This window comes from Burkholderia sp. COPS (assembly GCF_019425585.1).
Taxonomy (GTDB): domain Bacteria; phylum Pseudomonadota; class Gammaproteobacteria; order Burkholderiales; family Burkholderiaceae; genus Burkholderia; species Burkholderia cepacia.
The window spans coordinates 364978-380802 of the sequence record NZ_WIXR01000009.1 but is presented as its reverse complement, the minus strand read 5'-3'; the positions used below and the strand labels follow the sequence as shown (position 1 = coordinate 380802).

The following is a 15825-nucleotide window of genomic DNA, read 5'->3' as shown; positions in this document are numbered from 1 at the left end:
GGTTAATTCCGGGGAATCTTTACAATAACCATTCCATTGGAGTCAACTCCGGAAACCAACTTCACTAGCTTTCCTTTTTTCATGGCTTGCTCTATAACAGTTGCCGTGTTAACGAATTGCGGGTCCTCGGTGTCTTTCAGACGTTTAATGGCGTATTCCACCCAATTATCCGTTTGCTGAGTCGGAAGTCCGGTCGCCGGGTTTTCAGGATTTAAGTTAATCGAGCCAGATTTGTTCAACGGCTTTACTTCATTGACGTAGACAGTGTCGCCCTTGATGTAGACGCCGTCAAAGCAATTGGCCCCACACTTCCCATCAAGCGGCGTAAAGCCATTCCGTACGAAGTAGTTGTTCGCCACATATTCACGGGCCTGTCCCTGCAAATCCTTGGACGGCAGCTGGTCGAGTTGTGACAGCACGCCTTGTTCTGCGGTATTCAATTTCACCGGCATGCTCTCCATCGTCACCTTGCCGGTGCTGATGAACCCTTTGCCCGTCGGATTCACCGGCCCCGCCAACCAAACATCAATCGACTCGCCCACGCGCGCGGCTGTCGACGCGATTTTGTTGGTAAGGATACCGCCGATGACTGTTTCCTCGATCGTGTAATCGGGTTTCACGGAGCCGTTTTGCGTCGCGAAGGAATCCACTCGATTCTGATCGCGTTGGCTCGCACCCGGCACGATCGAGCCAGGCAGCGAGCCCAATATCGCATTGAGGCTTTGATTGGAACGTTGCTCCGGTGTCGCACTGAAATACGTCTGAGCCGAACCGTCGGAGATGATCGGCGTGCCGCGGACCAGAATCGGCTTGCCCATATACTGCGACAACATATCTTGCGCGGTCTGAAGGTTCGCCAGGTAGGAACTGAGGCCGCCCATTGCACCTTCGCTGGTCGGATTGTTAGCCGTCTGGATCAGCGTCTGGAGATACGCCATGTTTTCCTTGTTGGCGGTGTCGTCGACCATTCCCTTCGCCGCGCGCTCGAGCATGTCGGTCCAGTAGGTCGTTGCCTTCGCCACGCAACTGGAATCGCCACGGCATACCGCCTGCGCTTTTTCCTTTGCGAGCTGCTCGACAACCTTCACCTCTTCTACGTGAAGCTGCCGATTGTAAAGCTCGTTGTTGACGGCCGAACCTGCACCGGCCAGCGCACCGTATGAACCGCCACCTGCGACAGCGCCAGCCGCCGCACCGCCCGCCGTCGCCACGATCTCGTTCAGCGCATTCCGCGCGGCGGCTTGTGCGCTCAGCGGCAACTGGCTCACGGTCTGATCGATGATAGGCTGCGCCAGCGACTGCAACACGTCTCCGGCCAGCGAACCCGCGACCGCTCCACCGATGTTCCCACCCGACAGCGCTGCCCCGATCGCCGCCACTGCGGCGTGCAGCGCGTCACGACCTGCACCGCCTTCGCCGAACACCGCCTTCATCTGCGGGCTGCTGTTTTCCAGCTGCGTCGCCGCTTCCGCCACCGCGAAAGTCGCGACCTTGCCGAACGCCTGGGCGAAGGCCATATTGTTCTGGACCTTCTGCAGGTTGAACGTGTTCTCCACCGTCTGGTTCGCGTTCGTCGTGTCACGCGACAGGCCGGACGTGCTGTCCGTGCCGTTCTGCTCATCCGATTTCACGACAATCTTCGCCGGGCTCACCGCCGCGTGCGTGACGCCGCTTGCGCTATCGCTCGTCTGCGCGAAGCTCGGACCGCCCGACGTCGAAAAACCTTCCGACGAGCCCGAATACGACATCTTGTTCTGGATGTCGGTAAATCCGAGGCTGCCGGTCGTCAGCGTATTGTTGTCGGCCGGCGCCGCGCTCGCGATCTGCGCGCCATTGAGCTGCGTATGGCCCGTCACGTTGACATCGAACCCTCCCTTGCCTGCCACGATGCCAGTTTGCTGGTTCGCCGACGCATAGTTCGCGTCGATACTGGTATGGCCGATCGACGCGTCAACGCCACCACCATAGCCGAACGTAAAGCTGCCACTGACGCCCGTGTTGTGCTGGTTGCTGCTGTAGTTCGACGTATCCTGAAGGCTCGTCATCGTCAGGTCTCCGCCGACATCTACCTTGACCTTGTCGCCAGACACCTTGGCGCCCGACAGCGTCGTGTCACCGCCCGACATCATCGTCAGCGAGTTGCCGGCCGCCACCGTCGTGTTGGTTTGCGTCACGCTGTCGCCGTTGCCCTGGCCATGCGAATTCGAGCCATTCGCAAAGACGCTGATGCCCGTGTTCTTGCCCACGCCGATCGCGACGCCCGCATTCCAGCCAGTCGAACTGTTCGAGCTCGTGCTCTGATCGGTGCTCTGCGCGCTTTGCAGCGTGATCGCGTGGTTGGCGTCGAGAGCAACATTCTTGCCGAGTACCGACGCTCCGGTCATCGCGATGTTGCCGGTACCTGCCTGAACATTTCCGTCCGCGTCCGGCGCGCCGGTCGCAGTAATGGAGACGTTGCCGTTGCCGATGATCGACGAACCTTTCGCGCTCGAGATCGATGTCGTCGCATTGCTGCTGCTATGGCTCGATCCGATGCTGAGCTGTACCTGAACACCCTTGGCAGCCTCGCTTACGTTGCCGTTCGACAGGGCATTGGCCGCGTCCTTGATCCCACCGCGGTTCTGGTAAGCCTGCTCGGCGGCCGCCACCGCCTGCACTGCCACGAGACGCGAGTCACCCGACTGCTGGCCTTGGCGGACCGCACCTGCCATCGACTGTCCGAGTCCAACCAGGCCGCCACCCAATCCGACGCTCAAACCCGATTGGCTGAACTGCTGAGACTGCGCGTCCTTGTAGGTATCGTATGCAGCATTTACGGTCACGTTCTGTGCCGTGATGCCGACATCCTGGCCCGCAACGACCGTACTGCCCGCAATCGACGCATCCTTCCCTGCCTGGATCGTCACATTGCCCTGCGATGACCCGATCACACTCCCTTTGTTCGTCACGGAACTGCTTTGGTCTTGCTGCGCGGCCGAGCGTGAGCCCACTGTCACAGACAAACCACCATTCGTGAGCAGACCCGACTCCTTCTTGTCGAAATAGCTGGACGATTGAGTCGTGTCTTGTGAGGTCGTGACGTTGACGTCGCGCTTCGCCTGCAAGGTGACGTCGTCCGTACCAACGACGTTGCTGCCCGTCACGTTGATGTCGCGGTTGCTGACGATGTTGACGCCGTCGGCCGACACCGTGCTGCCTTGGCTATAGGTCGCCGTCTGGTCGATCCCGCTCGCGATCTTCGCTCCGCTGACAACATTGCTGTGGCTATGCGTTTCGTGAGAGTTCAACTCGTGCGTTTCGGTTGCGGTGCCGATATTCACATCGCCGGCCGCCAGCAGGTTCGCATTACCTTTATCCAGGCTGATCGTGCTACCGCTGATTGTAAGATCCTTGCCTGACGCCAGCGTAACGGTATCGCCGCCCTTGAGCGTCGTGCCGGTCAGCGCCTGATCGGACGTGTGCAGCGTTTCCGCATAGCTGCCGTGACTATCACTGCCTGAACTGTTGCTGTTGACCGTCGACGTCGCGCTCGCCGCGCCGAGCGTCACGTTACCCTTGGCGGCGATCGTCCCGCCCTGGCCGAGGTCGATCTGCGCGCCCTTGGCCGTCAAGTCACCCCCCACGCCGATGCTCGACTGCCCACCAACCTTCACCGAGCTGCCGGTGACCGTGTTGATGTCGGTGTTCGATACGCCGTTGGCGCGTTGCACGATCTTGTGCTCGCCCGTCTGCACCGCACCGAGATCCCAGTTGCCGCCGACGTTCATCCCGAGGTTGCCGCCTACCGACAGATTGCCCGCGTTCTGCTGGAAGGTGCCGCCGGTGACGAGCGACGCGTCACCCGCGACCTCCAGCTTGGCGGTCGGCCCGAGCGTCGTCACTACACTCGTCGCGCCGTCCCGACTCACGCGCGTATTCGTCTTCGTCGCCGTGTCGAGAATCAAGTCCTTGCCGGCATCAAGCTGAAGGCTGCCCGCCTTCACGTTCGCCGACGTCAGATCGATGTTGTTCTCTGTCTTCAGCGACATCAGCCCACCGCTTTGCAGCGCGCCGAATGCGTTGTCGATCTGCTTGCCCTGGATTGCCAGCGTATTGTCCGCCTTGATCGTGCCACTGTTCGCGAACGACTGCGCGTTCTGGAAATCGATGTTCGTTGCGCTGATCAGCGGGCCGTCGATGTTCTGCTGGCTGGCCTTCGCGAGATACACGACGGGCACCAACACCGACTGACCGTCGACCACACGCGTTTCCATCATGATTACGTTGCTGGTCAGCTTCGATACCTGATCGGCAGACAGGCTCGCGCCGATCGGGAGATCGAGCGATTTCGACAGGCTCGCACCAGCCGCCATCAACGACTGGTACATCGTCTCCAGGTCGGCGTACGGCCCGAGTACCGCCTTGCCGGTCAACGACGTGACTTCGTTGCGCACAAGCTGCTGCTCGTAGAAACCGTCGCCGAGGCGCTTGGGGATGTGCGTGAGATCGACGCCAAGCTGGCCGAAGAAGTAGTCGCTCGAAATGAAATTCTTCTGGTTCGTGAACGCAGGGTTCGTCTCGATCACATAGCTCGCGTTCGGCGCGGTAGTCGGTTTGAACAATCCGCCCTGCGGAATGGCGAGATTGTTCAGCACGTTCAGCGCCGTCGCACTGGCGATGATCGGGTCGACCGGCGCGGGCGCACCACCGTGCACGGACGACGCCCCCGATTTCGCACCGCTCGCGTTCCCGCTCAGATTGGTAGGCGTGAGACCCGGCACCGACTGTCCCGGCAGCAGGCCGAGCGACGGAATCGATGCGTTACCCGCCGAGTTGTTGACACTCACTCCAGTACCGGAAATCGTGCCGTTCGAATTCAACGTCGCATCGTAACGCGGCAACTTGTAGTCTTTGATCGATGCTGGCGCCGCCTGCGTGTAGCCACCCGGCCGAGAGCCGACAAACGGTGCATTGCCGAACGGAAGCTTCCAGTCATATTCGGAATTGTCGTAATTGTTGTAGTGATATTGCCCCGAGTAGGAAACCGACACGCCCGGCAGTTTCTGACCGGACGCCGCCCAGCCGTCGGCATCGTAGCGGGCTGGCATCTTGATGTCGCCGACCGCCGCGATGTTGCTCCAGTAGTTTTGCAGCGTACCGACCGAAGAGGCGTCGATCTTGCCGCCCGACACGATCTGGGCGGCCGGGCTGATGTCCGTTACGGTCGTCGCCGTCGCGCTGTCCGCATAGTAGGTCGTGAACTGATACGTGCTGTTCCACTGACCGCCGTGAGGCGGCTCGGTGTAGACGCCGCCGATGCTGTACGGATCCTTCACGCCGACCTGGCCCGTGCGTCCGCTGATCGGAATGCCGAACTGCGCGAGAGAAGCCGGATCGATCTGGCTGATGGAAGTTTTCATCACGCGGCGCGTGCTTGTCACCTTGTCGGCATGCAAATCCATGTCGCCGCCGGACTGGATCAAGGCAGACACGTTGTTGACCAACGCTGCGTTCGTGTAGTTGCCACTCGCGTCCTTGCCGCCCGCCAGCACGACCTTGCCCATCCCGAAGATGGCCGTCGTCGCCATCGAGTCGGTGGCCGTCGTGTCGTCGCGGTTTTCGATGTCACGCGCGAGGATTTCGAGCGTACCGTTGCTGTCCGATCCGCCGATCAGCGCGGTCGGTCCAAGGTTCGAGATCGTATTCGTCGCGTTGAGCGATACGCTGGCGCCGACCAGCGCCCCCGTGTTGGTCAAATCGGTCGACTGCATACGCAGCAAGCCGCCGGCCGTCAGGGCGCCCGCGTTGACGATGTTGCCCGCATTGACGCTCAGGTTGTTGACCGACTGCAGGTTCGCGTTGTTCGTAAAGGTGCCGGGCAGCGTGAAGGCGAGATCGTGACCGACTTTGAACTGCGTGTCGGATGCCGCCGTGTAGTCGCCCTGCAGGTTCACGGTGGCGTCGTGCGCCGCGCTGTATGTGCCGCCACCTTGCAGCGTGGCCGCTGCGACCGACAGGTCGTGCGTCGAGCCGATCTGGCCGTTCGTGTTCGTGACCGCGCCGGTCGTCGTAACGTTCACGTTGCCGTTCGAATTCGTGACGTTCCCGATGATGCCGCCGCTGTTGTCGAGCGAGTTCCCCTGGACATGCAGCGATGCCCCACTGAGCTGACCGCCCTGCGTATTGCTGATCGATGCCGCGCTGACCGTCACGTCGCCGTTACCGGTAATCGCACCCATGCCGGACACACCGCCGGCATGACTGTTCGCGACCTGGTTGTCGCCTTGCACCGTCATCTTGCCCGCACCGAGGTCGACAATGGCGCCATCCGCGTTGTCGATCGAAGCCGATTGAATGTCGAGTGTGCTGGTGTCACCAGCAGTAGATTGTCCGGCCTGGACGTGGCCGCCTTGGTTCGACAAGGCACCGCCGCTCTTCAACGACAGCGACACGTCCGATCGCAGCAGGCCCTGCGCGTTGTTCACGTCGCCTGCAATGGTCGCGTTGATGCCGCGTTGCGCGGCGAGGATACCGCTCGCGTTGTTCCAGGCGGCCGCGTTGACGATGGCTTGCCCCTTCGTCACGATGGTGCCCGACGCGTTGTTCAGCGCGCTCGAGCCATTGCCCGGCGCGATCGTCAGGGTGCCCGTGCCGGCATGTGTGATGGTGCCACCCGCGTTGTTCAGCTCGGCGGGCTTGAGCGTCAGATCCGTGCTGTTGGTCTGGATCACGCCAGCGGCCGAGTTGTCGAGCGTGCCGCTGACATTCATGCCCATCGTTGACGCCCCATACTGCGTAATCGTGCCGCTGTGGTTGACGAGGTTTGCGGCCGTGAGCCCAAGCTGATTGGCCTCGAGCTTGCCGCCGCTGTTGTCGAGCGTCGACGCGGCTGTGATCGACAGGTTCGGCGCGACGATCGAACCGCCCTGGTTCGTCATCGAGCCTGAGTGGATTGTCGCGTTCGTGCCCGCACCGATCTGGCCGCCATCGTTCGTCAGCATGCCACTGGTGACGCTCAGATCCGTATTCGACAACAGCTTGCCGCTCGCATTGTTCAGCGTGCCGGCGACGGTTGCCGTCAGTCCGCTCTGCGCGTTGATCGAGCCCGCCGCGTTGTTTAGCGCGCCGGTTTGGGCGGCGACGCGTCCGTTGCTCGCGATCGAACCGCCTACGTTCGATATCGAGCCCGAGCCGCCTCCGAGCGTCAGTGTGCCGTTGCCGGCATGCGTGATCGTCCCGCCGTCATTCGCGAGTGCGGTGGGGGTGAGCGCCAGGTCGGTGCTGTTGGTTTGCAGCGTGCCGCCTTTGGAATTGTCGAGCGTACGCGACACATTGACGGCCATCGGGCCGGCGCCCGTCTGCGTGATCGTGCCACCGTGGTTCACGAGGTCGGTTGCAGTCAGCGAAAGCTGGACGGCCTGAACGTCTCCCGCGCTATTGTCGAGGGTCGTGCCCGTCAGCGCGGCCGTCAGACCGACGATCGAGCCGCCGTTGTTGATCAGGCGCGCGCCCGCATCGACAGCCACCTTTTGCGCAGCCTGCAGCGTACCGCTGCCATTATCGACCGATTGGCCCGATACCCGCAGATTCGTATTGGATGTAATCGCGCCGCGATTGACAACGTTTGCGCCTTGGATCGAAACATCACCGTTGCCGCCGATCACACCGCCTTGCGCGCCGTTCGCGGTCGTTCCTGCGACGTTGGTCAACTGGCGACTCGTCTTCACCGACAGGCCATCTCCGTTGAGCGACGTAATTCGGCCCGCCGTGTTATCCAGTGACGCGCCGGCCACCGTCATGCCGGCCGCGCTTTGAACGGTGCCCTGGTTGTTTGCGATGGCGCCACCACGCACGTCCGCCGTACTTTCGGATACCAGTCCGCCGGACTGGTTGGCGATCTGGCCGGCGACACTCACCGACAACGGCCCCTGCGACGAGATCTCGCCACCCTGATTCGACAGATTGCCACCGGTCAGCGTCGTGCTGTCGCCGCTCGACAGGTTGCCGTGGTCGTTGATCACTGTGCCCGATGCGTTCGCCTGAATGGCGCCTTGCGCGCTCGTCGTCGCGTTCGAGAGGTTCACGTCGCCGACCGTCGCGCTCAGCGACAGATTGCCGTTCGCCGCTGTCTGGCTGCCGGCGAGATTCATGCTGCCGCCCGTCAGCGATGCATTGCCGCCCGCCACATTCCGGCCGGTCGCGGTCAATAGGCCCGACGCCGTCAGGTTCAAGTCGCCGCTGTGTGCGACGGTGCCGTCATTGTTCACGCCGGCGCCGAGCGTGCCGGTCGAGTTGACGCTCCCGGCATTCACTGCCGTATTCTGCTGCGCCGCGAGCGTGCCGGTATTCGTGAGATCGGCGCTCGTATTGGCCGAGAGCGATTGCTGCGCGTACGTTATGCCGCTGTTCTGGATACCACCCGAGGCCGACAGCGCCATATTGCCGCTTGCCGCAGTCTTGCCCGTGAGCACGAGCCGGCCGTTCGACTGCAACGTCAGGTCGCCTGCCTGCGCAGCGATGGTGCCGGCGTTGGCGACCCCCACACCAAACTCGTTCGATGCAAGGACGATCCGATTGGCATACATACCACCCAACTGGCTCACGTCGATCGCGACCGCCGGAGCGGAGCCGTCGCCGGCGATCGGCGTCGCGGCAAGCGTGTTGTGGTTGACCTGGGTGGCACCTGCGATCACGTTCAGGTTCTTCGCATAGATAGCGGAATTGACCTGTACAGCGCGAGCGATAAGGTCCACCTGATCGGTGCCGGTAGCGTTCAGGCCCGTGCCCGAGACGGTCACAAGCCCACGGTCGACCTTGTAACCGGCGAGCGAACCATCGGCGCCGTAGAACGGCACGCCAGTCGTCAAGGTCGCGCGACTGGTATTCAGGAAGGTTCCACCATCCACTAAAATCCCGGACGGGTTAGCGATGACCAGCTCTGCGCGAGTGCCTGCGATCTCCAAGGCGCCGCGAATTTGAGATGGGTTCGGGCTGTTGACCTGGTTGACGATGATCCGCGCGACCTGCCCGGCTCCGTAATTCGGGTTGCCGTTGATCCAGCCCGCCTGCTGCGTCTGAACCATCGTGGCGGAGTTGTTCAGGATCGCGCCAGCCTTTTGGATATCGAACTGGTTGTAGGTGTTGACCGACACGCCGGCCCCCGAAGGCTTGGCCACGTTGACTTGGGGCAGGCCGTTCGGCGTCTGGATCACCTGCGTGCTGGTGCCGGGCGTCGGGATGATCTGCGCATCGGACAGGGTGGGTAGCATGCCGAGTGCGGCGACGCCCGCCACCAGGACGCGAGCGGCGGACGTCGACGACCGCCGCCGCGCGCGAGCTTCGCCTGTTGCGGATTTCCCTTCAGCTGTCGCTGTCTCCGCGACGGCCACCACCATACCCCGAAGCCTGGAAAACACCAGACGGTGCGCATTCTTATTCATTCTGGTCGACGCGGCCCGCGTCCGTTCGTTTGGTTATTGAACGCGATCTTACCGAGCCGATCGAAAGGCAACTGTCAACAAATGCCAAGCCGTTGAATGGAAACCACAAATTCCGAATTTCAGTCTCGTCTGATTGACATGGAATCGGACATCCCCAATCGGTTTCTCAAAGAATCCGTCGGCCAGACCAGATCGATTTCAAGCGGACCTTTCGTATATCCACCTGTACGCACTCCGGAACAACGGCGAATCGAATTTCATCGCGCGCTGGATCGCCGGGCGCACGAGTCGCTGCGGTGACCACTGCGCCCGTTCCGGGGTGCCGAGTTCGGGCGCCAGCCGCTTCTCGGGATGCGCATCGGCGAGATGCAGACAAATGGCCGCGGCTTCGTACAGCACCAGGTCGCCGTCGATCAGTACCGGAATGAGCCCGTTCGGATTGAGCGCGAGGTAGTCCGGCGACTTGTGCCGATCGTGCGTGCGGTCGACGTATTCAAGCTCGAACGGCTGGCCGATTTCCTCGAGCACGAAGTGCGGCGCCATGCTGGCGTTGCCGGGGTAGTAGAAAAGCTTCATCGTCGATTTCGTCCGGCGGGTGTCGGCGTCACGCCGTGGCGAATTCGATCGTGGGCTCGCAGCGGATCGGAAAATTGACCGAGTTCGCGATATAGCACTTCGCGTGCGCATCGTGATGCAGATGTTCCGCCCGCTCGCGATCGTCGCCGGCCTGGATCGTCACGTGCGGGCGCAGCACGATTTCCGTGAAGCGGCCCGGCTCGTCACGGTCGACCATCGTGCCTTCCGCATCGTCGACATAAGCGAGCACGCGAATGCCCGCTTCGGAGCACAGGTGCAGGTACCACAGCTTGTGACACGCCGATGCCGACGCCAGCAACAGGTCTTCGGGGTTCCAGCGCGACGCGTCGCCCCGAAACGCCGGGTCCGACGAACCGGGAATTTCCGGCTTGGAACCGGCCCGGATCACATGATCGCGGCCGTATTCGCGATACCCCGACGTGCCGGTGCCGCGATTGCCCGTCCATGCGACTGCGACGCGATACTTGTGTTCGCCAGATGCCATCTCGCTCTCCATTGATGTGGGTTGCTTCGACCGGGCCGGATTTCGTCGTACGGAGCCCGCCTGCGTTCGCCATTTTGGCACCGGATTTTCGTTTGGTATACCATTATTCCAAATTGACGGAACACACAGGCATGGAAGCCAAACTCGATTCCACGGCGGACGCGGTCGCCGCCTCGTTGCGCGACATGATCATCAACGGCGAGTTCGAAGCGGGCGAGCGGCTCGTCGAGCGCGACCTCGCCGACCGCTTCGGCATCAGCCGGATTCCGATGCGCGAGGCCATCCAGCGCCTGGAGCGCGAAGGGTTGCTGGACATCTTCAGGAATCGCGGCGCCGTGGTGCGCATGCTGGGCGCGTCGGACGTGCAGGAAATCTACGACCTGCGCGTGCTGCTCGAAGGCGACGCGATCTACCGAAGCGTGAAGCGGCTCGACGACGAGACCCTCGCGCGTGCCGAACTCGTCCATCGCCTGCTCGGCGATACGGCCGTGCCGCGCCGGCAGGGCGAACTGAACCGCGAATTCCATGCGTTGCTGTATTCGTGCTGCGGCAACGCACGGCAATTGAAGACGATCGCGGAGCTGCGCAGCCAGGTCGAACGGTACGAGCGCCTGCAGGCCACGCTGCTCGCCGATACGCCGTCGTTCCAGGTCGAGCACGAGGAGATCCTGCAGGCGTGCCGCGAACGCAATGCGCGTGCCGCTCGGTCGATGACGGTCGTGCATCTCGAATCGGCCAGGCGCATCGTGATGGGGCTCGTCGAAGGCGATTGAAGCCGGTGCTGCGTGTGCCGCCTGCTGCCCCGCGCGCGCGGGGCGGGCCGGTCTTGTCGTGCCTTGTCGGGTCGCGCCAATCGCGGCGCCAACCTCCGTCGCGACATTCAGCATATCGATACATCAAATCGGCCGCGTCGCGCTCCCGCCGGGCGCGCGGCCGGTCGTCCCGCGCACCACCAGTTTCGGCAGCGACGCGATCCGCACGCGCGACGCAGCGCTGCTGCGCGCGCCCGCGTCGCGTAGCGCATTGAGCAATTCGACCGCGAGCCCCGCAGCCTCGGCGGTCGGGATCGCAACGGTCGTCAGCGTGGGGCGCGTGTCGCTGGCCAGGTGTATGTCGGTGATCCCGACGATCGACAGGTCGTCCGGCACACGCCTGCCGCGATCGGCCGCCGCATGCATCGCCCCGATCGCCGGCAGGTCGTTGGTCGCGACCAGCGCGGTCAGCCGCGGATGCGCGTCGAGCAGCCGCCCCGCCGCGCGCACGCCGCCGTCGATCGAATCGGGTTCCGCCGCGACGATCGACGCATCGAGCCCGGCTTCACGCATCACATCGACGAAGCCGTCGTAACGCGCCGCCTGCACGCCGCTCGCCGACCCGCCGACGATCACGCCGATCCGCTCGTGGCCCAGCTCGAGCAAGTGCCGCGTCGCGATCCGCCCCGCCTCCCGAAAATCGATCGCGACGCACGGCAATCCGTCGGGCGGCGCCTCCGGCCGCTCCCACAGGCACAGCACGACCGGCACACCGCGCGCCGCCACGTCGAGCAGATCGGGCAGGTGCAGGTTCGCGTTGGTCACGAGAATCCCTTCGGAGATCGTGCCGGCAATCTGGTCGAGATACGCGCGCCCTTGCAGCGGATCTTCATTCGTATTGCAGACGATCAGGAATTGCCCGTTGCGGCGCACCGCGCGCTCGACCGCCAGCGCGAACTCCGGGTAGAACGGGTTCGCGATGCTCGACACCATCAGCGCGACCGTCGGCGCGCGCCCTTCCGCCAGCGCACGCGCCGCGAGATGCGGCCGATACCCGAGCGCCTCCACGGCTTCCAGCACCCGCGCACGCGTCGCCTCGCCCACCCGGCCGCGCTCGCGCAGCACGTTCGACACGGTCGCGGCCGTCACGCCGGCGCGGCGCGCCACTTCATCCAGGGTTGCCATCGCTTGCTCACTATATGAGACGTCTATCCAGTATTTGCTTCGTTTACCGAAGCGGCGCACTATCGCCGCACACCCTGCCGCCCGACCGATGGGCGCGACTCGGCCGCGATCACATCGCCTCTTTTTTTGATCGCGATGATTAAGCGCTTAATCACCGATGATGGCGCATTAAAACATGGAGCGGAGACAATGGCGAGCATCTCGATGCGGCGCGTGCAGAAAGCCTATGGCGATCACGCGCCGGTCATTCGCGACGTCGATCTGGAGATCGGCGCGCACGAGTTCTGCGTATTCCTCGGGCCGTCCGGATGCGGGAAGTCGACGTTGCTGCGGATGATCGCCGGGCTCGAGGACCTGAGCGCGGGCGAGCTGTCGATCGACGGCCGCCGCGTCGACGACGTGCCGGCCGCCGAGCGCGGCGTCGCGATGGTGTTCCAGAGCTACGCGCTGTTTCCGCACATGACGGTCTACGAGAACATGGCGTTCGGGCTGAAGCTCGCACGCGTGCCGAAAGCCGAGATCGACCGGAAGGTGCGCGATGCCGCGCGCATCCTGCAGCTCGACACGCTGCTCGAGCGCAAGCCGAAGGCGCTGTCGGGCGGCCAGCGGCAGCGCGTCGCGATCGGCCGCGCGATCGTGCGCGAGCCCGGCGTGTTCCTGTTCGACGAGCCGCTGTCGAATCTCGACGCCGCGCTGCGCGGCCAGACCCGCATCGAGATCGCGCGGCTGCACCGGCAGTTCGAACGCGCGAGCGTCGTCTACGTGACGCACGACCAGACCGAAGCGATGACGCTCGCCGACAAGATCGTGCTGCTGCACGCCGGCGCCGACACCGCGCAGCACGGCAGCATCGCGCAGGTCGGCGCGCCGCTCGACCTCTACCACCACCCGGCCAGCCGCTTCGTCGCGGGCTTCATCGGCTCGCCGCGGATGAACTTCCTGCCGGCCGTCGTCACGGCGTGCGATGCCCGTCGCACGACCGTCACGCTCACGCCGTCCGGCGAAACCTTCACGCTGCCGCGCGACGGCTCGGCGCTCGGCGCCGGCGCCGCCGTGACGCTCGGCATTCGCCCCGAACACCTGACGCTCGGCGCCGCGCACGACGCCACGACACTCGCACGCGACGTCGCGCTCGTCGAACGCCTGGGCGAACAGACCTACGTGCACCTCGACCAGCCCGGCGGCCACGCGCTGATCGCGAAAGTGCCCGGCGACGCGCAGGTGCGTACCGGCGAGCGCGTGCACGTACATGCGCCGGCCGCGGCGTGCCATCTCTTCGCCGAAGACGGCCGCGCGGTGCCCGCGTGCGCCGACATCCACGTTCACCACTACGCATAAGGATCGGGCATGCGCCTCGGAGTCTGTTACTACCCGGAACACTGGCCGGAATCGATGTGGGCCGACGATGCCCGCAGGATGAAAGCGCTCGGCATCGAGCAGGTGCGGATCGCCGAATTCGCGTGGAGCCGCATCGAGCCGTCGCCCGGCGAATACGACTGGGGCTGGCTCGATCGGGCGGTCGACGTGCTCGGCGCGGCCGGCCTCGAGATCGTGATGTGCACGCCGACCGCGACGCCGCCGAAATGGCTGGTCGACCGCCATCCGGACATCCTCGCGATCGGCGCCGACGGCCGGCCGCGCGCGTTCGGCTCGCGCCGCCACTACGACTTCTCGTCGCCGACCTATCTCGAGGCGTCGCGGCAGATCTGCACGGCGGTCGCCGAGCGCTACGGCCGGCACCCGGCCGTGCGCTACTGGCAGACCGACAACGAGCTGGGCTGCCACCAGACCGTCGTCAGTTATTCGCCGGCCGCGCTCGTGCGCTTCCGTGCGTGGCTGAAGGCGCGCTACGGCACGATCGATGCGCTGAACCGCGCGTGGGGCACCGTGTTCTGGAGCATGGAGTATCGCCATTTCGACGAGGTCGATGCGCCCGTCGGCACCGTGACCGAAGCGCACCCGTCGCATCGCCTCGACTACCGGCGTTTCGCGTCGGACGAAGTCGCGCGTTATCACCGGATGCAGGTCGACGTGATCCGCGCGCACTCGCCGGGCCGGCCCGTCGCGCACAACTTCATGCAGCTGTTCACCGAGTTCGACCACTACGAAGTGGCGCGCGACCTCGACGTTGCGACGTGGGACAGCTATCCGCTCGGCGCGCTCGAGGAGCAATGGTTCGCGCCCGACGTGAAGGCGCGCTGGCTGCGCACCGGCCATCCCGATTTCGCGTCGTTCAATCACGACCTCTATCGCGGCATGTCGACGCTGCCGTTCTGGGTGATGGAGCAGCAGCCGGGCCCCGTGAACTGGGCGCAGTGGAACCCCGCGCCGCTGCCGGGGATGGTGCGCCTGTGGAGCTGGGAGGCGTTCGCGCACGGCGCCGGTTGCGTGTCGTACTTCCGCTGGCGTCAGGCGCCGTTCGCGCAGGAGCAGATGCATGCGGGCCTGAACACGCCGGACAACCGGCTCGACGAAGGCGGCCGCGAGGCGCAGCGCGTCGCTCAGGAGATCGCCGCCGTGCTCGACGCCGGCGCGGATGTCGACGCGAACGGCGCGGTGCGTGCCCCCGTCGCGCTCGTGTTCGACTACGAAGCGAAGTGGCTGTTCGAAGTGCAGCCGCAAGGCGCCGATTTCCACTACCCGCGCTTCGCGTTCGAGTACTACACGGCGCTGCGTTCGCTCGGCCTCGACGTCGACATCGTTTCCGCGCATGCGCCGCTCGACGGCTACCGGCTCGTCGTCGTGCCGCCGCTGCCGGTCGTCCCGGACGATTTCGCCGCGCGGCTCGCGGCCTCGGGCGCGCACGCCGTGTTCGGGCCGCGCACCGGCTCGAAAACCGTCGACCTGCAGATTCCGCCGACGCTGCCGCCCGGCCCGCTCGCGTCGATCCTGCCGGTGCGCGTATGGCGCGTCGAATCGCTGCGGCCGAACGTGACCGAGCGAATCGACGGCACGCTATGCGACGGTACGCCGCTCGCGGGCCATGCGCGCCACTGGCGCGACTTCGTCGAACTGCACGACGACACGCGCAGCGTCGTGCGCGCGCGCTTCGCCGACGGTCACCCGGCCTGCGTGTCGCACGGCACGCTGCACTACTGGGCCGCGCTGTTCGACGACGCGACCACCGCCCGGCTGTTCGCCGATGTCGCGGCCGAAGCCGGCCTCACGCCGACGCCGCTCGGCGACGGCGTGCGCATGAGCCGGCGCGGCGGCCTGACCTACGTTTTCAACTATGGCGACACGCCGCACACGATCGACGCGGTACCGCCGTCGGCGTTCGTGCTCGGCACCGCGCAAGTCGGGCCGCAAGACGTCGCCGTGTATCGAAGCCGTTCGTAGCACCCTGGCACCGGCGCCACGATGCGCCGGTCACGCACAAGACGACACA

The 15825-nt window shown here is 64.5% G+C and carries 6 protein-coding genes and 1 pseudogene; 3 read left to right on the top strand and 4 right to left on the bottom strand.

What is annotated here, in order from left to right; genetic code table 11:
• Window positions 1-2 precede the first annotated feature (2 nt).
• From bcpA to FOZ70_RS07615, 3 genes and pseudogenes are all read right to left on the bottom strand, one after another.
• Window positions 3-9419 carry a contact-dependent inhibition toxin BcpA gene (gene bcpA, locus FOZ70_RS07625; RefSeq protein WP_219705389.1) on the bottom strand — a complete coding sequence of 3139 codons (9417 nt, stop codon included), beginning with the start codon at window positions 9417-9419 and terminating at the stop codon, window positions 3-5.
• A gap of 303 nt (window positions 9420-9722) precedes the next feature.
• Window positions 9723-9995 (bottom strand): annotated as a pseudogene (locus FOZ70_RS07620) (glutathione S-transferase N-terminal domain-containing protein); the annotation flags it as partial.
• A 28-nt stretch (window positions 9996-10023) separates the two neighbouring features.
• Window positions 10024-10500, bottom strand: a complete 477-nt coding sequence (locus FOZ70_RS07615; RefSeq protein WP_219705384.1) for an OsmC family protein — start codon at window positions 10498-10500, stop codon at window positions 10024-10026.
• A 131-nt stretch (window positions 10501-10631) separates the two neighbouring features.
• Between FOZ70_RS07615 and FOZ70_RS07610 the strand changes: the two genes are divergently transcribed.
• A complete protein-coding gene (locus FOZ70_RS07610) occupies window positions 10632-11273 on the top strand; it encodes a GntR family transcriptional regulator (protein ID WP_048023710.1) in 642 nt (213 codons plus the stop codon).
• A gap of 123 nt (window positions 11274-11396) precedes the next feature.
• Here FOZ70_RS07610 and FOZ70_RS07605 read toward each other — a convergent pair whose 3' ends face one another.
• The gene (locus FOZ70_RS07605) at window positions 11397-12437 is read right to left on the bottom strand and encodes a LacI family DNA-binding transcriptional regulator (RefSeq protein WP_124922985.1); all 1041 of its coding nucleotides are present in this window, start codon (window positions 12435-12437) and stop codon (window positions 11397-11399) included.
• A gap of 189 nt (window positions 12438-12626) precedes the next feature.
• Between FOZ70_RS07605 and ugpC the strand changes: the two genes are divergently transcribed.
• Both ugpC and FOZ70_RS07595 read left to right on the top strand, forming a co-directional pair.
• Window positions 12627-13775, top strand: a complete 1149-nt coding sequence (gene ugpC, locus FOZ70_RS07600; protein WP_069255090.1) for a sn-glycerol-3-phosphate ABC transporter ATP-binding protein UgpC — start codon at window positions 12627-12629, stop codon at window positions 13773-13775.
• Window positions 13776-13784: 9 nt separating this feature from the next.
• On the top strand, window positions 13785-15776 hold the full coding sequence (locus FOZ70_RS07595; RefSeq protein ID WP_219705381.1) for a beta-galactosidase: 1992 nt from the start codon (window positions 13785-13787) through the stop codon (window positions 15774-15776).
• The last annotated feature ends 49 nt before the right edge of the window (window positions 15777-15825 follow it).

Bases quoted from the DNA above. Each gene is read 5' to 3' on its own strand.
- bcpA (WP_219705389.1), bottom strand. From the start codon at position 9,419: ATGAATAAGAATGCGCACCGTCTGGTGTTTTCCAGGCTTCGGGGTATG.
- FOZ70_RS07615 (WP_219705384.1), bottom strand. From the start codon at position 10,500: ATGGCATCTGGCGAACACAAGTATCGCGTCGCAGTCGCATGGACGGGC.
- FOZ70_RS07610 (WP_048023710.1), top strand. From the start codon at position 10,632: ATGGAAGCCAAACTCGATTCCACGGCGGACGCGGTCGCCGCCTCGTTG.
- FOZ70_RS07605 (WP_124922985.1), bottom strand. From the start codon at position 12,437: ATGGCAACCCTGGATGAAGTGGCGCGCCGCGCCGGCGTGACGGCCGCG.
- ugpC (WP_069255090.1), top strand. From the start codon at position 12,627: ATGGCGAGCATCTCGATGCGGCGCGTGCAGAAAGCCTATGGCGATCAC.
- FOZ70_RS07595 (WP_219705381.1), top strand. From the start codon at position 13,785: ATGCGCCTCGGAGTCTGTTACTACCCGGAACACTGGCCGGAATCGATG.